The organism is Mesorhizobium sp. CNPSo 4671 (genome assembly GCF_057784245.1).
Window position 1 is genome coordinate 79388 of record NZ_JBWLUW010000012.1, and the last position, 16479, is coordinate 95866.

A 16479-nucleotide genomic window follows, 5' to 3' on the forward strand; every position below is an offset into this window, starting at 1 on the left:
AGGGGTGCTCCAGCTTGGCAAGGACGGCGATCCGTCACCTACCCCTCAACCGTCTCGGCGCTACGCGCCGATCCACCTTCTCCCACAAGGGGAGAAGGAAGAGGGCGCGGCGCTCAATGCCCCTCAAACCCGATCAGCGTCCTGACCGGCACGCCAAGCGCCTCCAGCCTGGCACGCCCACCCAGATCCGGGAGGTCGATGACGAAGCAGGCGGCAAGGATATCGGCGCCGATCTGGCGCAGCAGCCTGACCGCCGCTTCCGCCGTGCCGCCGGTGGCGATCAGATCGTCGACGAGGATCACCTTTTCACCGGGGGCAACGCCGTCCTTGTGCATCTCCATCTCGTCCAGCCCGTATTCCAGGCTGTAGGCGACGCGCACCGTCTCGTAGGGCAGTTTGCCCTTCTTGCGGATCGGCACGAAACCGGCCGAGAGCTGATGAGCGACGGCGCCGCCAAGGATGAAGCCGCGCGCCTCGATGCCGGCGATCTTGTCGACCTTCTGCCCGGCATAGGGATGCACCAGCTCGTCGATGGCGCGGCGGAAGGCGCGCGCATTGCCGAGCAGCGTGGTGATGTCGCGAAACAGGATGCCGGGCTTCGGATAGTCCGGAATGGTGCGGATCGCCGCCAGCAGCGTGTCTTCGAGCGAAGGTTTCATAAGGCGGCTCCGGATGATCCAGCTGGGCAAGTGCGAACGGCGCAGGGACCAAACCCGACGCGACCGACAACGGCTAGCGCGATGTGACGCCCGAGACAAGCGCATCCGGCAAAGGATTGGCCTCGCTCGCTTTGTCCCATGCCTGCGCGACGATCTTCCACTGCCCTTCGCTCTTCACCAGCAACAGCATTTCCATGGACCGGCTGGTCTCGGCACTGTTCTCGATCATCTCCGCCGCGACCGCCGCGATGGCGATATTTCCGAAGACGCAGATGTCGGTGCCGAGCACGGTCTCCTGAAGCGACCGCAGCGAGGTGTCGGACAGGCCGCGCATCCGCTCGACGAAATCGGCGACGCTGGTGCGCCTTGCCGGGCGGGCTGCCGGAAAGAGGCTGGCGCCGTCCAGGAAATCGCCCGCGAAATCATCCCACCCTGGGGCGATAGTCTCATCCCAGCTAAGGCTGGCAAACTGCCGGTCGATGATGGCCCGTATCACGCCCTCGTCCGCACCCATTCCGTTCGCCGTGATCCGCTCCTTCCGTTCGCCTCCCTGCACCGGAGATTGGCATGCGGCACTTGTCCGATCGAATTGCAGCCCCATGAGCTTCATAACCCGTCCGATCTCGATCCGCATCTGTTTGAGCGCCGCGCTATGCCAAAGGACGGGTTGCCGAACGCTCGCATAGGGGTAAAAAGGGGCGCCTGAAGCATCCCTTCCGGTCGAACCATGGTCGCTGCATGACCCATCTTCTGCGGAAAATGCCGACCGTCATCATGGCAACCTCGCTCTTGAGCTGGGCGCCGGTAGCCGTCTCCGCTGCCGAGCGGGCCAGTTGGACGGTCGTGCTGCGCCCGGCAGATTTCGTGGTCGGCGACGCGCTTGGACAATTGCATACGCGTCGACAATGGATGACTGGATTCGACGAACGGTCCGGCGCGTTCGAGATCGCTCTGCGCAAGAAGGCAATCGCGATTTCGGCGCCGCGCTGTCGGATGGACTATCTGATTTTGACGATTCCCGTTTATTACCCTGAAAATCCGAAGCAGGCATCCGTTCGCGAGCGTCGCGCAGTCTATGATGCTCTCGTCGCACTGCAGACGAAGGGCAAAGGCAGCGCAACTGTTGGCGCTGAAGCGCCTGAGCCTCTCGCTCGCAGGGGTAAACGAGGTATCGAGCTTCTTGCCTGCAACCTGTACTTTGCCTTTCCAATATCGGTGCAAGTGTCGACGCAATGAGCTGTTGCCGGCTTCAGTCTCCTGGAGCCGGCTGTGCGAGAACGAAGACAAACCGACGTCCCGGCTGGCGCGCAGCGAGCACCCAAAGCGCGTCGCGTGAATCCACTTCGACGCGACGCGCTTTAGGACTTACATGCCGAGGTCGGAACGAAGCTCGGCCCTGGCGACTTCGTACTCGGCCTTGAAGTCGTCCCGGTTGAGCAGGACAGCGGCAATGACGCTGCCGGAAATCTTGCCCATCTCCACGTCGGACGCATAGTGGATGCCGCCAACCTCACGGTTGTGGGCGTATTCGGCCGCGCGCGCCATGATCTCCGCGCGCTTCTCCGGAACCATGTCGGCCAGGATGATGCCCATCATGGTGCCGACAGTGGCATGACCCGACGGCCAGGAGCCGGAACTCGACAGCTTGACCGCGGGCTTGACGAGATCACTGAGCTGGTGCGGACGCGGGCGCTTCCAGACATCCTTGGCCGGATCGACGACAGCGCCTTCGGTCTCGACCACGCGATCGAAGAAGGCGCTGAACTTCGGCAGCCTCTCCTTGGTGAAATTCGGACCCATCACATTGGCGAAGCGCCAGACATTCTCCTCGGAATCGGCAACGGCGCTGGCCACCATCTCGGGCGTGCGCGTCACCTGCAGCGCCAGCACCTCGCCGAGTTCGGCCTTGGTCTGCGCCGAATCGTTAGCCGGCGGCGGCGGCAGGATCATCGTCAGGTCGATATCCTTGTTGGTCACGAAGGGTTTTGCGTCTTCGGCCTGGGCGGCCGAGCCGATGACCAGCAGCAGCAGACCAGCCGCCAGCGATGCGTATTTCTTCATGGGTGCGATCCTTCGTTGGGAATGACGCAGGATCGCCGCCTGCCGTGACGGCCATGTGACATCACCGCCTCCGGAAATGCGAAAAGGGCGCCTTGAGGCGCCCTTTCGTAATCCTGTGCAGCCCTCGTCGCGGTTAGTGCGCCACGCCTTCCCACACCTTGCGCTTCACGAGGTAGACCAGCGCACCGAACACCAGGAGGAAAAACAGCACGTTGACGCCGGTATGCTTGCGGGCCTCCATGTGCGGCTCGGCCGCCCACATCAGGAAGGCAGCCACGTCGCGGGAATACTGGTCGACCGTCTGCGGCGCGCCGTCATCATAGGTCACCTGGCCGTCGGAGAGCGGCTTGGGCATTTTCAGCGACACGCCGGACATGAAGTACGGGTTGTAGTGCGTGCCCTCGGGGATGACCATGCCGGCCGGCGGCGTCTGGTCGTAGCCGGTCAGCAGCGAATGGATATAGTCGGGACCGCCGGCATCATACTGGGTGAAGATGTCGAAGACGAATTGCGGAAAGCCGCGCTCGACGCCGCGCGCCTTGGCCAGCAGCGACATGTCCGGCGGTGCCGCGCCGCCATTGGCGGCCGCGGCGGCCTCTACATTGGCGAATGGCGCCGGGAAATAGTCCGATGGCTTGCCGGGACGGTCGAACATCTCGCCGGCATCGTTGGGGCCGTCATGGATGGTGTAGGTGGCCGCCAGCGACTTGATCTGCGCATCCGAATAGCCAAGGCCCGTTGGCCCCTCCAGCGTGCGGAACGCCACCATATTCATCGAATGGCAAGCCGAGCAGACTTCCTTGTAGACCTTCAGGCCGCGCTGCAGCTGGCCCTTGTCATAGGTGCCGAACGGGCCGGTGAAGCTCCAGCTCATCTCCTTCGGCTCGTTGATCGGGAAATGCGTCGGCGCTGCCGCGTTGTGCGCCTCTTCGGCCGCGAAGGCGGCGGTGCCGGCGGCCACAAGGCCGACCAGCGCCAGCGAGGTGAGAATCTTTTTCATGCCAAATCCCCTTAGATTCTCTACCGCTCAGCCCTTGGTCTCTGGCGCGGCCGCGGCGCCCGCCGGATGCCCGCTGCCACCCTTGTTCTTTTCGAGCACTGCCTCGGTGATCGAATTCGGCAGCCTGCGCGGCGTCTCGATCAGCCCAAGCACCGGCAGCGCGATCAGGAAGAAGGCGAAATAGAACAGTGTCGCCATCTGCGCCATGAACACATAGCTGCCTTCCGCCGGCTGCGAACCCAGCCAGCCTAGCAGGATGGCGTCGGCCACGAACAGCCAGAAGAACAGCTTGTACCAGGGCCGGTAGACCGCCGAGCGCACCTTGGAGGTGTCGAGCCACGGCACCAGGAACAGCATAACGATGGCGCCGAACATGCACAGCACGCCGCCGAGCTTGGAGTTGATCGGCCCGATGTTGAAGGTGATGGCGCGCAGGATCGCGTAGAACGGAAGGAAGTACCATTCCGGCACGATGTGGGCCGGAGTCTTCAACGGATTGGCGACGATGTAATTGTCGGCATGGCCGAGATAGTTCGGCAGGAAGAAGATGAAATAGGCGAAGATGAACAGGAACACGATCATACCGAACGCGTCCTTGATGGTCGCGTAAGGGGTGAAGGCGACGGTGTCGGTCTTCGACTTGACCTCGATGCCGGTCGGGTTGCTCTGGCCTGTCACGTGCAGCGCCCAGACGTGCAGCACGACGACGCCGGCAATCATGAACGGCAGGAGATAGTGCAGCGAAAAGAAGCGGTTCAGCGTCGGGTTGTCGACGGCAAAACCGCCGAGCAGCAGCTGCTGGATCCACTCGCCGACCAGCGGAATGGCGCTGAAGAAGCCGGTGATGACGGTGGCGCCCCAGAAGCTCATCTGTCCCCATGGCAGCACGTAGCCCATGAAGCCGGTCGCCATCATCAAGAGGTAGATGATGCAGCCGAGGATCCACAGCAGCTCGCGCGGCGCCTTGTAGGAGCCGTAATAGAGGCCACGGAAGATATGGAGATAGACGGCGATGAAGAAGAACGACGCGCCGTTGGCATGCATGTAGCGCAACAGCCAGCCGGAATTCACGTCGCGCATGATCTTCTCGACCGAACCGAAGGCGAGATTGGTGTCGGCCGTATAGTGCATGGCCAGCACGATGCCGGTCAGGATCTGCGCCACCAGCATGATCGACAGGATGCCGCCGAAGGTCCACATGTAGTTGAGGTTGCGCGGCACCGGATAGGCGACGAAGCTGTCATAGACCATCCTGGGCAGCGGCATACGGGCGTCGAACCAGCGTTCGATACCGGTTTTGGGCGTGTAGGTCGAGTGTCCCTCGCTCATCGAAATATCCCCCTGCCTCAACCGATAAGGATCTTGGTATCGGAAATGAATTTGAATACCGGTACAGCCATGTTCTCGGGCGCCGGGCCTTTGCGGATGCGGCCGGCGGTATCGTATTGGGAACCATGGCACGGGCAGAACCAGCCGCCGAAATCGCCTTCCTGGCCGAGCGGAATGCAGCCCAGATGCGTGCAGACCTGAACCATCACCATCCAGGCTTCCTTGCCGGGCGTGGTGCGGTTGGCGTCGGTCGCCGGCGCGTCGGACGGCAGATTGGCATTGCGGGCGATCGGATCCTTGAGATCGGAAAGGTTGACGGCCTCGCCGTCCTTCATTTCCTTTTCGGTGCGGTTGCGCACCACGACCGGCTTGCCGCGCCACTTGACGATCAGCGACATGCCCGGCGTCAGCGAGGCGACATCGACTTCGACCGAGGCGAGCGCCAGCGTCGAGGCATCGGGGCGCATCTGGTCGATGAACGGCCAGGCGACGGCACCGGCGCCGACCACGGCGGCCATGCCCGTGGCGACATAAAGAAAATCTCGACGATTGGGATCGTGGATGTCGGTTGCGCTCACGGGTGCCTGATCCTTTCGCCTCTTCCGCGCCGGTGGCCGAGCCTTGTTCCCCGCTCAATCACGCCAACCCGACAGCGCATGGCGAACAGGCTAGCGAATTCCTCCGGCATTTGGACTTCGGTTTATGCGTGAAGCCCGTTTTTGTCCAGACGGGTCAAGGCACAAGGGCAGATTGTCGCGGGGACAAAATCCCCTATTGCCCGGCGGGACGGCGAACCGCCGTAAAAGGCGGCTAAACAACCGGGAAACAACCGCAAATCCAAGGCCCCGGCTTGCCTCGACAGAGGGCGCCGGTGTGATCTATCTTCCCAGGCATGGCACACGTCATCGATCGTGAGGAATGGGCTGTTCGCTCCGACCACTGGAAGGGCGAACTGCAATGCGGCGCCTACGGTTCCAACTCCTGCCTGATCTTCAACTACCTGCCTGATGAAGGCGGCGGCCCGCGGCTGCACGCCCACCCTTACGCAGAGATCTTCATCATCCGCCAGGGCACCGGGCTGTTCACCGTCGGCGACAAGGAAATCGAGGCTTCCGCCGGCCAGATCGTCATCGTCCCGCCCCACACGCCGCACAAATTCACCAATCTCGGCCCGGGTCCGCTGGAAACAACCGACATTCACGAGAACGGCACGTTCATCACAAAGTGGCTGGAGTAATCCCTATTTGGCGCCAAGCCTGACCAGCACGGCCCTTGGGATGTCATACTCGCGGATGACGCCATCGTGCTTGCGCAAGCCACACAACTCGCGCTGGATGAAATAGCCGTGCACCGCCTCGGCGGCTTCCTTGAGAAGCTTGGGACGCAACTGCTCGTCGCCATTGGCGCGCAACCTGGCCAGCGTTTCTTCCACGCGCTGTCCGGCGCGGCCGAGGGCCGCCGCCTTCTCGGCCAGGATTTCGTGGCCAAGCGCGTCGAAGGCCGCTTCGGCCGCCGAAGAGCCGGCAAGACGAGATGGCGGACGCAAGGACATTTCAGCCCCCTTTTTCGAACGACATGCGATGCGTGACGAATTCTTCACCCAACACCGGCTGAAAGCCAAGCCGTTCGTAGAAAACGAAGGCTTCCGGCGGCGCACGGGTGTTCAACACGGTGAAATAGCGGCGTGCGCGATCGATGACGGTCTCGACCAGCATGCGGCCAAGGCCGGCGCGGCGGTGAGGCGCGCCGACGAACAGGTGCCGCACCCGGCCCTGGTCCCTGTCCTCGGCATAAGGATCGATGTTCAGCCCGCACACACCGGCGAGCTCGCGGCCATGCCATGCCCCGAACAACGCCTCGCCCCGTTTCAGGAACTTGTTGCGGCCGCTCGCCCAGCCGTCCGCAAGGCGCACCAGCATCCAGTAGCCTTCCAGCCGGCTCTCATCCTTCAGCCTGTCGAAGGCCGGCGTGGTTGGCCGGAGCCGCTTGAGCACATAGCCGACTTCTGGCGTCTCACCCATGCGCCTACTCCGCCGGCCGCGTCTCTTCGAGCACGCTTTCCTCGTGATACAGGAAGCCGCCCGACTGCCGCTTCCACAGCCGCGCATAGAGCCCGTCGAGCGCCACCAGCTCGTCATGCGTGCCTTGCTCGACGATTCGCCCGCCGTCCAGCACCACCAGGCGGTCGAGGGCGGCGATCGTCGACAGCCGGTGGGCGATGGCGATCACCGTCTTGTTCTCCATCAGCCGCGTCAGATTCTCCTGGATCGCTGCCTCGATGTCGGAATCGAGTGCCGAGGTCGCCTCGTCGAGGATTAGGATCGGCGCGTCCTTGAGGAAGACACGGGCGATCGCCACGCGCTGGCGCTGGCCGCCCGACAGTTTCACGCCGCGCTCGCCGACAAACGCCTCGTAGCCGGCACGGTCCCTGTTGTCGCGCAGGCCCAGGATGAAGTCGTGCGCCTCGGCCTTCTTGGCCGCCACGATCACCTCGGCGTCGGTCGCATCGGGCATGCCGAGCTTGATGTTGTCGCGCAGCGACCGGTGGAACAGGGCGGTGTCCTGGCTGACGACGCCGATATTGGCGCGCAGTGAATTCTGCGTGACCTGGGCAACGCTCTGGCCATCGATGGTGATCGACCCGCCTTCCAGGTCGTAGAGCCGCAGGATCAGATTGGCGAGCGTCGTCTTGCCCGCGCCCGATGGTCCGACCAACCCGACCTTCTCGCCCGGCTTGACGACGAGGTCGATGCCGTTCAGCACGCCGAACCCCTTGCCGTAGTGGAACTCGACGCCCTTCACGTCGATACGTCCGCCGGCAACGACAAGCTCCCTGGCGTCGGGCGCGTCGGTGAGGCCGAGCGGCTGCGAGATCAGCGCCTTGGAGTTTTCCAGCACGCCGAGATTTCGCAAAATGCCGTTGAGCTGCATCATCAGCCGGCCGAGCAGCATGTTGAGCCGCAACACCAGCGACAGGGTGAAGGCGACCGCGCCGACGGTGATCGACCCCTCGACCCAGAGATAGACGGCAAAACAGCCGATCGCCGTGATCATGATACCCGACAGCGTCGTCAGCGCCATGCGCACGCCGGTGAGCTGGCGGGTGAAGGGGCGTAGCGCGTCGAGATAGATGTCGAAGCCGTTCCTGATGTAGCGGTCGTCGCCGTCCGCCGAGAACAGTTTCAACGTCTGCACATTGGAATAGGAATCGACGATGCGGCCATTGATCATCGAGCCCGCCTCGGCCGTCGCTTCGGCGTGCTTTCGGATCGCCGGCACATAGAGCTTGGCCAGCCCGCCAAAAGCCACGATCCAGACCACCACCAGCGCCGCCAGTCTGAGATCGAGCCCGGCGACCAGCGCCAGCGTCGTCACCGTATAGACGATCATGAACCAGACGACCTCGATGAAGCTTTCCATCAGGTCGCCGGTCGCTTGCCCCGCCTGCCAGACCTTGGTCGCGATGCGGCCGGCGAAATCGTTCTGGAAGAAGGCGTAGGATTGGCGCGACACGTGCCGGTGCGCTTGCCAGCGCACCAGATTGTAGAAGCCTGGCGTGATCGTTTGTTCGTCGACCAGCGCCGAGAGGCCAACGACGACGGTGCGAATAACCAGCACCACCGCGATCATGAACACCAGCTCCGGGCCGGCGGCGGTCCACAGCGCATGCCAGCTGCGTTCGCCGGGAAGCTGGTCGAGGATGTCGACCAGCCGCCCGACGAAGTAGAACAGGCCTGCTTCGACCAGTGGCGCGATGCCGCCGATGACAAGCATGGCGAAGAAGGCGAACTTCGCCTGGCCGACATAGTGCCAGAGAAACCCGCCGACGCTGGACGGTGGCCGAAGATTCGCCGGCTCCCTGAACGGAAAGACCCAGTTCTCGAACCAGCGATAGACGGCTGTCATCATGCGGCGGCCATCATTCTGCGGCTTGCCCCTTTGCGCCAATGTCGTTGGCAACAATATCGTTGGCGATATCAGCCGGGATGTCCTCGAGCAGGAACCCGCCCGACTGGCGCTGCCAGAGCTGCGCATAGAGCCCGCCCTTGGCGACCAGCTCGTCGTGCGAACCTTCCTCGATGACCCGACCCTGGTCCATCACCACGAGCCTGTCCATCGCCGCGATGGTCGACAGCCGGTGGGCAATGGCGATGACGGTCTTGCCCTGCATGAGCTTGTAGAGATTCTCCTGGATGGCCGCTTCGGCTTCGGAATCCAGCGCCGACGTCGCCTCGTCAAGGATAAGTATCGGTGCATCCTTCAACATAACGCGAGCAATGGCGATGCGTTGCCGCTGGCCGCCGGACAATTTGACGCCGCGGTCACCGACATAAGCGTCGAACCCCTTGCGGCCTTTGTGGTCCGCGAGGCCGCCAATGAAGTCCAGCGCCTCGGCGCGCCGCGCCGCCTCGACGAGCATCTCTTCTGATGCATCGGGCCGGCCGTAGAGGATGTTCTCGCGCACCGAACGATGCAGCAGCGAGGTGTCCTGCGTGACCATGCCGATCTGGGACCGCAGAGAATCCTGCTTCGCGCCGGCGATCTCCTGTCCGTCGATCAGAATCCGGCCGCCTTCCAGGTCATAGAAGCGCAGGAGCAGATTGACCAGTGTCGACTTGCCGGCGCCCGAGCGGCCGACAATGCCGACCTTCTCGCCCGGCTTCACCGCCAGCGACAGGCTTTCGATCACGCCTTTCTGCTTGCCGTAGTGGAAGCGGATATCCTCGAAGCGGATCTCACCCTTGGATACGCTGATCTCCTTCGCATCCGGCCTGTCCTCGACCAGCCGCGGCAACGAGATCGAGGCGATGCCGTCCTGCACCGTGCCGATGTTCTCGAACAGGCCCGACATTTCCCACATGATCCACTGCGACATGCCCCACATTCTGAGAACCAGGCCGATGACCACGGCGACCGCGCCGATCGTCACCACTTGCCCCATCCACAGCCATAGCGAGATGGCGGTCACCGAGAACAGCAGCAGCGCGTTCAGGATATAGAGCGAACCGAAAAGCACCGTCACCAGCCGCATCGACCGATAGACCGTGTCGAGGAAGCCCATCATGCCTTCCCGGGCGAAGGTGGCCTCGCGCTTGGCATGACTGAACAGCTTGACCGTCTGGATGTTGGAATAGCTGTCGACGACGCGGCCGGTCATGACCGAGCGTGCATTGGCCTGTTCCTCGCCGACCTTGCCCAGGCGCGGGATGAAGTAGCGCAGCAACAGGATGTAGCCGACCAGCCAGACGCCGAGCGGCGCGGCCAGCCGCCAGTCGGCCGAACCGACGATGAACAGCATGCCGAGGAAATAGACGATGACGTAGTTGAGCACGTCGATCACCTTGATGACGCATTCGCGCACGGCGAGTGCGGTCTGCATCAGCTTGGTGGCGATGCGGCCGGCGAACTCGTCCTGGTAGAAGCTCATCGATTGCTTGAGCAGGTAGCGATGCACCTGCCAGCGGATGCGCATGGGATAGTTGCCCATCAGCGTCTGCTGGTTGAGCAGCGAATGCAGCCACACCGTGCCCGGCAGCGCGAACAGCACGATGAAGGCCATCGCGGCGAGCTTCCAGCCTTCCGTCTGCAGGAAGGTCTCGCGGTTCTGTGCCGACAGCCAGTCGACGATGCGGCCAAGGAAGCCGAACATCCACACTTCCGCGATGGCGATGGCCGTCACCAGCACCGCGTCGACAAGGATATAGGGCCAGGCGCCGCGCGTATAATGCAGGCAGAAGGCGACCAGCGTCTTGGGCGGCTCGACCGGTTCCGCTGCCGGGAACGGATCGAGCCTTCTTTCAAACCAGTTAAACAACAACATGGGTCATGCTCATTAAATCTGTTTTCCGCTTACGCGGCTTGGCGACGTCCGAAGTCCCCGGGCCGTGTGGCGCCGAGGGCCGACGGTCCGGAATCATCCGGACCGTCGGCCCTGCTTCGCGCAATATAGGGGTTCGCGGGCTTTTCGCCGACAGGCTCGCTTGCCGATCCTGACGGCGCGGTGTCGACAAGCCGGATTTTCGCACCCGGCCGGATCAGCCGGATGATCCGGCGCACCAGCGAAGGCCGGCTCGGATCGGGCACCGCGCGCGAAAAATCGACATCCGGCAGCATGCCGCGATGCGGGCGGCGACGGACTTCGGCATGGACCGCCGACGAATAGGTGTCGCCGATCAGCAGCGCCCAGGTCGGCAGCCGGTGGATATGCAGGCTCCTCGAGCCAGGTATTCTGTAGGGATCGAACATCGGTCCGTCCTCCGTATGAAAATAGAGATGGAAAGGCGAAGCAACGTCGTCCGCCGGCATTCGGCCGGAGGCGCGGATTGCGTCTGTCTGGACACGGCGAGCGTCAGTCCAGGCATGCTCAGTTCGGGCGTTCAGCCCTTTTGACTTTTTGAAAAACATCGCAGGATTCCTTCGAGAGCCGAAAAGATGTTTCGGCGGGAATCGGTGCGATCAAGTCTTAGAGAGTCAGGAGAATTGTCGTACCGAAACCGCCGGCAGGCAGGCAAGCCCACGAGAGGGGCGCTGGATGTGCATGGTCATCATGAGTTTCCCCTCCATCGGTTCGGGTTGACAATGCTGGCCGTATACCCGACTTCGCAAAAAATGGCCACCCGCAGGTCCAGGAATTTCCAAAACCGGGAAGCCCCTGTGGCCGATCTGCCACTTATTAGAAGGACGCGGAAATGAACTGTCGTCTCCGCATCGCGCTCTACCAGCCGGACATTGCCGGCAATACCGGGACAATCCTGCGCTTCGCCGCTTGCCTCGGCCTTGGCGTCGATATCATCGAACCGGCTTTCCGCTTTCCGACAAGGCGCTCAAGCGCGCCGGCATGGACTACCTCGAAATGGCCGCCCTGACCCGGCACATTGACTGGAACGCCTTCGAGGACTGGCGCAAGAAAGACGGGCGCCGGCTGATGCTTCTGTCGACCAAGGCGACAACCCCCTACACCAGCTTCAGTTTCGCGGACGGCGACATCCTGCTGTTCGGCCGCGAATCCGCAGGCGTGCCGGATGCGGTCCATCAGGCGGCGGATGCGCGGCTGACCATCCCGATGCAAGGTGCGGCGCGCAGCATCAATGTCGCGCTCTCCGTCGCCATGGTGGCGGGTGAAGCCATCCGGCAGCTCGGATAGAATCCGCCGGCCGTCGGCAACGCCACCCTTGCCATTGCTGACGGCAGTGGTTTCTCCAGCCATTCTCACCCAGGCGCACATCGCCCTCTCCTGTCATTTGCCCTACCAACATTTCTTCGCTACAAGCTCAACTTAACTTGAGGTCAAGCGGAAAAAATGGGAAATGGCTCCAGTAACGGAATTGACAGTCGGCCAGGTGGCCATGCGCAGCGGCGTCGCGGTGTCGGCACTGCATTTCTATGAGGCGCGCGGGTTGATCCGCAGCCACCGCACGTCAGGCAACCAGCGCCGCTACGGCCGCGACGTGCTGCGGCGGGTGGCGATCATCAAGGTCGCCCAGGAGGTCGGCATCTCGCTCGCGGAAATCGGCCAGGCATTGGCCTCCCTGCCCGAAGGCCGCACGCCGACGCGCGACGACTGGAACCTGCTGTCGACCGCCTGGCGCGACGGGCTCGACCACAAGATCGCCCAGCTGAAGAAACTGCGCGACGGGCTGACCGACTGCATCGGTTGCGGCTGCATGTCGATCGACAAATGCCCGCTCAGGAACAAGGGCGACCGGCTGGCCAGGGGGGGGTACGGGAGCGAGGCGACTGTTGGTAGAATCCTAATCCGCCGCCGGCAGCCGCCTTATGGTGAACTCGATCAAATCGCCCGGCCGCTCGAACCAGCTTTCGATCTCGGTCCAGTAGGCCTGTTTGGGAAAGCGCTCGAACCATTCCTTGGCCTTGAGGCGCGCATCGGAGCGCGGCAGCACGAAGGTTTCGCGCAGGAAGCCGTCGCGCGGCATGCGCGCGCGTTCGGCCCGGCTCTGGTCGAGCCTTTTTTTCAGGCCATCCAGCGGCGGTCTTGCCGGGGTGCGCACGAAACAACTCCTTGCACCGCAGCGCATGACCCCGAAACCGGATTTCGGAAAGGATCATGCGCAAAACCAAAGTGACTTGACCCTGTCCCTTAAGAGATTAGGGATCGCGCCGGCAAAAGACGAGTCATTTGTAGGGGCGGGCCGCCCCGCAACCGGAGACGGCACTTGGAACGACCTGAAATACCGGCTGGCCTGCCCGCCGACATCGAAGAGAAGAAGATGAAGGCGCGTCTGTGGTTCGAGGCGCTGCGCGAACGCATCTGCGGTGCCTTCGAGCAGATCGAGCAGGATCTCCAGGGCCCCCTGGCCTCGTGGTCGCCGGGCCGGTTCGAAAAGACGCCGTGGGAGCGCAACCAAGGCAAGGGTGGCGGCGGAACCATGTCGATGATGCATGGCCGCGTCTTCGAGAAGGTCGGCGTCCACACCTCGACCGTCTTTGGCGAGTTCTCGCCCGAATTCAGGAAGCAGATGCCCGGCGCCGAGGAAGACCCGCGCTTCTGGGCCTCCGGCATTTCGCTGATCGCGCATCCCTGGAACCCCAACGTTCCGGCCGTGCACATGAACACGCGCATGGTGGTCACCTCCAGGCAATGGTTCGGCGGCGGCGCCGACCTGACGCCGGTGCTCGACCGCCGCCGCACCCAGGACGATCCCGACACCGTCGCTTTCCATCGCGCCATGCAGTTCGCTTGCGAGAAGAACCCTGGCGTCGCCGACCATCCGAAATTCAAGACATGGTGCGACGAGTACTTCTATCTGTCGCACCGCAACGAGCCGCGCGGCACTGGCGGCATCTTCTTCGACTGGCTGCATTCGGGCGAGGACAAAGGCGGCTGGAATGCCGACTTCAACTTCGTTCAGGATGTCGGACGCTCCTTCCTCGTCGTCTACGGCCACCTCGTGCGCGCCAATTTCAACGAGAACTGGACCGACGGTGACCGCGACGAACAGCTCATCCGCCGCGGCCGCTACGTCGAATTCAACCTGCTTCATGATCGCGGCACCATCTTCGGCCTGAAGACCGGCGGCAATGTCGCGTCGATCCTCTCCAGCCTGCCGCCGGAGGTTCGCTGGCCGTAACATCAGCCAGTTCCGTCTGGAGTTGACAGAGCGGGCGGCGCACGATGCTTTGATGCAACCAGACCGGCCTTCCCGTGTTATAGTCTTCGCCCCCGCTCACGTCCGGGAATTCAGCCCGAATACACCGTGAGCCAAAAAAAGTGGCGGAGCCTCGATCGGCTCCCCGGAGGAAAAGGAGAAATCCGATGAAGGCATTCCACTGCGGGTCGCTCGTGCCCGGCTGTGAGTGGCATACCCGTGCCGACGAGGAAGCCGAAGTGATGCGCCGTGCCGTCGAGCATATGCGCGAGACGCATGGCGAGACTGTTATCCGCGAGACGATGATCGAGGCGATCCGTTCGCGCATCGAGAAGGTTCGCGACGCCGCGTAGGTTTTGCCCGGCTTTGCTTCGTGGGCGGCGGCAAGCGAACCGCGCCGGCGCTCACCATTGGGTGCAGCGGGTAAAAACAGCCTCCGGCCGTGACGCCCGCGACTCGCGTTCGGCGCCATCGCGGGCGCGGCGCCGGCCAGGCCCTTTCAAGTCAAAATCATATTTGCCTCCGCTAAAGTAAACCCTGCGGTAACCGAACCCATGCCAATGTCGCGCGGATAATCCGGCTACAGTGGGCTGCCAGAGAAGCCCTTCGCCACCAGGCACTGATCCGGAACGGTGGGGCGAGGTGTTTCGCGCATGCGCGAAAAATCCGGCAATCGAGTGGGTTTTCGCACGGCGGCGCTCCTGCTGTGGGCGTTGGTCGGTGCGTCCCCCGCCATTGCGCAGGAAATGACGACATCGTTGGTCGACATCCATCAGGGCTCGCCGCTCAGCGATCGCGCGAGAGGCCTGGGCAATGGCGGTTACGAACTTCAGAACGGGACCTTTGTCTCGTTCAACCAATGGTACCGCGCGAGCTGGGTCGACATGCATGTCGACCTTTTGACCCAGATCACCGAGGATACCGGCATCCTTTGGGGTTTCGGGACCGGAGAAGAGGGCGAGAAGTATCGGATCGCGCCCAGCCTCAAGCTTGGTTTCCTCACGCAGATGCATCCGAGCCCGAACAGCACGCTTTCCCTGTCGCTCACCACGACCTTTGGCGGCAAGCTCACCGAAAAGTCCTGCGAAGCCGACTATGGCGACTTCGGTACCTACAGCGTCAATTGCCGGCTCGCGGCCAGCCAGATGGCGCCTGAGGAAACCTTGAAATATCTGGTTAACGCTAAACCGGAGAGCCAGCATCTCTGGCTGAACTACCGTGTTACTTTCTGATCGCCGCGAGGCTGCGAATGAGGAATTCATCGGCGCGAAAGCGATCACTCATCCTGGTTCTGTCTGACTGGAGTAGGAACATGTCGGGTACTTGCATGAAGTTCGGCCTCGCCGCCGCCCTGGTCATCCTTTCGGCGCCATTCGCGTCGGCGCAGGAGGCCCTCAACGCCGAGGAGACGGCTGCGCTCTGCCACGGTGGCGGGTCCATATGTGTGAGCGCGACGATCCCGGCCGCGCCGGCGCAGACGGTACAGAACTGGATGAGCCCCGACGTCGGCGCCGCATGGGCCGCAGGGTACAAGGGCAAGGGCGTCACCATTACCATGGTCGACGACTTCAGCAGCACGTCGCGCTTTTCCGGCAATTTCGGCCTCGGAGTTCAAACCCAGCGGCACGGTGAATGGACCCGCGAGGAAGCCAGCATGGTTGCGCCCTTGGCGACGATCAGGTCGAAAGACTTCACCACCGGTTCATACGTCCCGCTGGCGAGCGGTCTGAACGTGCTCAATCTGAGCTACGGCATGTACGCCAAGGCGGGCTACAGCTTAAACCAGATCGGCTGGGCACCGGAGGAAGCTTCGATCATTTCCTACGCCGCCAAAGGGTCGGCAATTGTCTCGAAGGCAGCTGGCAACGACTCGGTTGCCGTGGGCGGCGTCACCGGCGGCCAGCAGGATTATCTCAACCTGGCCCTGGTCGGCAAAGCCTCGGCGATCTTCGTCGGTGCGCTGTCGACCAACGGCACGACGTCCAACAAGGCCCAGCTTGCCTGGTATTCCAACTACGCCGGCTCGAACACGGCCGTGCAGAGCCATTTCCTCGTCGTGGGTGTCACCGGCGACAAGACCGGCCTTTACGGCACGTCCTTCGCCGCGCCGATCATTTCAGGATATGCGGCGATCATCGGCAGCAAATTCACCAAGGCGACGCCGACCCAGATCACCAACGATCTGCTCAATACGGCTCGTACGGATACGCTGGTCAACTACAACCCCTCCGTCTACGGCAAGGGCGAGGCAAGCCTTTCGCGCGCCCTGGCTCCGGTGGCAATCAGGTAGGAAGATAGCGTTTCGCTCGATTGGCCGGGTCGC

18 protein-coding genes and 2 pseudogenes are annotated in these 16479 nt (G+C 62.9%); 8 read left to right on the forward strand and 12 right to left on the reverse strand.

The window, feature by feature from the left end; genetic code table 11:
* Window positions 1–113 precede the first annotated feature (113 nt).
* Together AC04SF_RS28835 and AC04SF_RS28840 are read right to left on the reverse strand one after the other, a co-directional pair.
* Complete coding sequence (locus tag AC04SF_RS28835) at window positions 114–659, reverse strand: adenine phosphoribosyltransferase (protein WP_096449344.1); 546 nt, start codon at window positions 657–659, stop codon at window positions 114–116.
* Window positions 660–732: 73 nt separating this feature from the next.
* Complete coding sequence (locus AC04SF_RS28840; protein ID WP_488480535.1) at window positions 733–1293, reverse strand: nuclear transport factor 2 family protein; 561 nt, start codon at window positions 1291–1293, stop codon at window positions 733–735.
* Window positions 1294–1397: 104 nt separating this feature from the next.
* Between AC04SF_RS28840 and AC04SF_RS28845 the strand changes: the two genes are divergently transcribed.
* Window positions 1398–1895 (forward strand): hypothetical protein, encoded by a 498-nt coding sequence (locus tag AC04SF_RS28845; protein ID WP_488480536.1) that lies wholly within the window; start codon window positions 1398–1400, stop codon window positions 1893–1895.
* A gap of 129 nt (window positions 1896–2024) precedes the next feature.
* On the opposite strand, the gene AC04SF_RS28850 is transcribed toward AC04SF_RS28845, so the two are convergent.
* The 4 genes from AC04SF_RS28850 to petA form a co-directional block, all read right to left on the reverse strand.
* Window positions 2025–2720: an acid phosphatase gene (locus AC04SF_RS28850; protein ID WP_488480537.1), complete on the reverse strand. Its 696-nt coding sequence runs from the start codon at window positions 2718–2720 to the stop codon at window positions 2025–2027.
* Window positions 2721–2853: 133 nt separating this feature from the next.
* Entirely contained in the window at window positions 2854–3720 is an 867-nt protein-coding gene (locus AC04SF_RS28855) for a cytochrome c1 (protein WP_096449350.1), read from the reverse strand.
* Window positions 3721–3747: 27 nt separating this feature from the next.
* The gene (locus tag AC04SF_RS28860; protein ID WP_488480538.1) at window positions 3748–5049 is read right to left on the reverse strand and encodes a cytochrome b; all 1302 of its coding nucleotides are present in this window, start codon (window positions 5047–5049) and stop codon (window positions 3748–3750) included.
* 17 nt (window positions 5050–5066) lie between these two features.
* Entirely contained in the window at window positions 5067–5627 is a 561-nt protein-coding gene (petA, locus tag AC04SF_RS28865; RefSeq protein ID WP_096449354.1) for a ubiquinol-cytochrome c reductase iron-sulfur subunit, read from the reverse strand.
* A gap of 314 nt (window positions 5628–5941) precedes the next feature.
* Here petA and AC04SF_RS28870 point away from each other — a divergent pair, with 314 nt between their 5' ends.
* Window positions 5942–6286 carry a cupin domain-containing protein gene (locus AC04SF_RS28870; RefSeq protein WP_095201909.1) on the forward strand — a complete coding sequence of 115 codons (345 nt, stop codon included), beginning with the start codon at window positions 5942–5944 and terminating at the stop codon, window positions 6284–6286.
* Between the two features lie 3 nt (window positions 6287–6289).
* Here the strand turns inward: AC04SF_RS28870 and AC04SF_RS28875 are convergent, their stop codons facing one another.
* The 5 genes from AC04SF_RS28875 to AC04SF_RS28895 are packed head-to-tail and all read right to left on the reverse strand — an operon-like array spanning window position 6290 to window position 11295.
* A complete protein-coding gene (locus AC04SF_RS28875; RefSeq protein ID WP_488480539.1) occupies window positions 6290–6601 on the reverse strand; it encodes a DUF6665 family protein in 312 nt (103 codons plus the stop codon).
* Between the two features lies 1 nt (window position 6602).
* The gene (locus AC04SF_RS28880; protein ID WP_488480540.1) at window positions 6603–7070 is read right to left on the reverse strand and encodes a GNAT family N-acetyltransferase; all 468 of its coding nucleotides are present in this window, start codon (window positions 7068–7070) and stop codon (window positions 6603–6605) included.
* 4 nt (window positions 7071–7074) lie between these two features.
* Window positions 7075–8958 carry an ABC transporter ATP-binding protein gene (locus AC04SF_RS28885; protein ID WP_488480541.1) on the reverse strand — a complete coding sequence of 628 codons (1884 nt, stop codon included), beginning with the start codon at window positions 8956–8958 and terminating at the stop codon, window positions 7075–7077.
* Window positions 8959–8968: 10 nt separating this feature from the next.
* On the reverse strand, window positions 8969–10870 hold the full coding sequence (locus AC04SF_RS28890; protein WP_488480542.1) for an ABC transporter ATP-binding protein: 1902 nt from the start codon (window positions 10868–10870) through the stop codon (window positions 8969–8971).
* 29 nt (window positions 10871–10899) lie between these two features.
* Complete coding sequence (locus AC04SF_RS28895; protein WP_096457771.1) at window positions 10900–11295, reverse strand: hypothetical protein; 396 nt, start codon at window positions 11293–11295, stop codon at window positions 10900–10902.
* A gap of 443 nt (window positions 11296–11738) precedes the next feature.
* Between AC04SF_RS28895 and AC04SF_RS28900 the strand changes: the two are divergent.
* A pseudogene (locus AC04SF_RS28900) lies at window positions 11739–12193 on the forward strand (tRNA (cytidine(34)-2'-O)-methyltransferase).
* Between the two features lie 202 nt (window positions 12194–12395).
* A pseudogene (gene soxR / locus AC04SF_RS28905) lies at window positions 12396–12719 on the forward strand (redox-sensitive transcriptional activator SoxR); the annotation flags it as partial.
* An 81-nt stretch (window positions 12720–12800) separates the two neighbouring features.
* Here soxR and AC04SF_RS28910 read toward each other — a convergent pair.
* The gene (locus AC04SF_RS28910) at window positions 12801–13058 is read right to left on the reverse strand and encodes a hypothetical protein (protein WP_023770299.1); all 258 of its coding nucleotides are present in this window, start codon (window positions 13056–13058) and stop codon (window positions 12801–12803) included.
* Window positions 13059–13223: 165 nt separating this feature from the next.
* Between AC04SF_RS28910 and hemF the strand changes: the two genes are divergently transcribed.
* From hemF to AC04SF_RS28930, 4 genes are all read left to right on the forward strand, one after another.
* Window positions 13224–14138 (forward strand): oxygen-dependent coproporphyrinogen oxidase, encoded by a 915-nt coding sequence (hemF, locus tag AC04SF_RS28915; protein ID WP_488480543.1) that lies wholly within the window; start codon window positions 13224–13226, stop codon window positions 14136–14138.
* A gap of 185 nt (window positions 14139–14323) precedes the next feature.
* The gene (locus AC04SF_RS28920) at window positions 14324–14509 is read left to right on the forward strand and encodes a DUF1059 domain-containing protein (RefSeq protein WP_202352913.1); all 186 of its coding nucleotides are present in this window, start codon (window positions 14324–14326) and stop codon (window positions 14507–14509) included.
* A 300-nt stretch (window positions 14510–14809) separates the two neighbouring features.
* Complete coding sequence (locus AC04SF_RS28925) at window positions 14810–15388, forward strand: hypothetical protein (RefSeq protein ID WP_096449372.1); 579 nt, start codon at window positions 14810–14812, stop codon at window positions 15386–15388.
* Window positions 15389–15468: 80 nt separating this feature from the next.
* Entirely contained in the window at window positions 15469–16446 is a 978-nt protein-coding gene (locus AC04SF_RS28930) for a S8 family serine peptidase (RefSeq protein WP_488480544.1), read from the forward strand.
* The last annotated feature ends 33 nt before the right edge of the window (window positions 16447–16479 follow it).

Bases quoted from the DNA above. Each gene is read 5' to 3' on its own strand.
- AC04SF_RS28860 (WP_488480538.1), bottom strand. From the start codon at position 5,049: ATGAGCGAGGGACACTCGACCTACACGCCCAAAACCGGTATCGAACGC.
- AC04SF_RS28920 (WP_202352913.1), top strand. From the start codon at position 14,324: ATGAAGGCATTCCACTGCGGGTCGCTCGTGCCCGGCTGTGAGTGGCAT.
- AC04SF_RS28855 (WP_096449350.1), bottom strand. From the start codon at position 3,720: ATGAAAAAGATTCTCACCTCGCTGGCGCTGGTCGGCCTTGTGGCCGCC.
- AC04SF_RS28840 (WP_488480535.1), bottom strand. From the start codon at position 1,293: ATGCGGATCGAGATCGGACGGGTTATGAAGCTCATGGGGCTGCAATTC.
- AC04SF_RS28845 (WP_488480536.1), top strand. From the start codon at position 1,398: ATGACCCATCTTCTGCGGAAAATGCCGACCGTCATCATGGCAACCTCG.
- AC04SF_RS28870 (WP_095201909.1), top strand. From the start codon at position 5,942: ATGGCACACGTCATCGATCGTGAGGAATGGGCTGTTCGCTCCGACCAC.
- AC04SF_RS28930 (WP_488480544.1), top strand. From the start codon at position 15,469: ATGTCGGGTACTTGCATGAAGTTCGGCCTCGCCGCCGCCCTGGTCATC.
- AC04SF_RS28885 (WP_488480541.1), bottom strand. From the start codon at position 8,958: ATGATGACAGCCGTCTATCGCTGGTTCGAGAACTGGGTCTTTCCGTTC.
- AC04SF_RS28835 (WP_096449344.1), bottom strand. From the start codon at position 659: ATGAAACCTTCGCTCGAAGACACGCTGCTGGCGGCGATCCGCACCATT.
- AC04SF_RS28850 (WP_488480537.1), bottom strand. From the start codon at position 2,720: ATGAAGAAATACGCATCGCTGGCGGCTGGTCTGCTGCTGCTGGTCATC.
- AC04SF_RS28925 (WP_096449372.1), top strand. From the start codon at position 14,810: ATGCGCGAAAAATCCGGCAATCGAGTGGGTTTTCGCACGGCGGCGCTC.
- AC04SF_RS28895 (WP_096457771.1), bottom strand. From the start codon at position 11,295: ATGTTCGATCCCTACAGAATACCTGGCTCGAGGAGCCTGCATATCCAC.
- AC04SF_RS28880 (WP_488480540.1), bottom strand. From the start codon at position 7,070: ATGGGTGAGACGCCAGAAGTCGGCTATGTGCTCAAGCGGCTCCGGCCA.
- AC04SF_RS28890 (WP_488480542.1), bottom strand. From the start codon at position 10,870: ATGTTGTTGTTTAACTGGTTTGAAAGAAGGCTCGATCCGTTCCCGGCA.
- AC04SF_RS28875 (WP_488480539.1), bottom strand. From the start codon at position 6,601: ATGTCCTTGCGTCCGCCATCTCGTCTTGCCGGCTCTTCGGCGGCCGAA.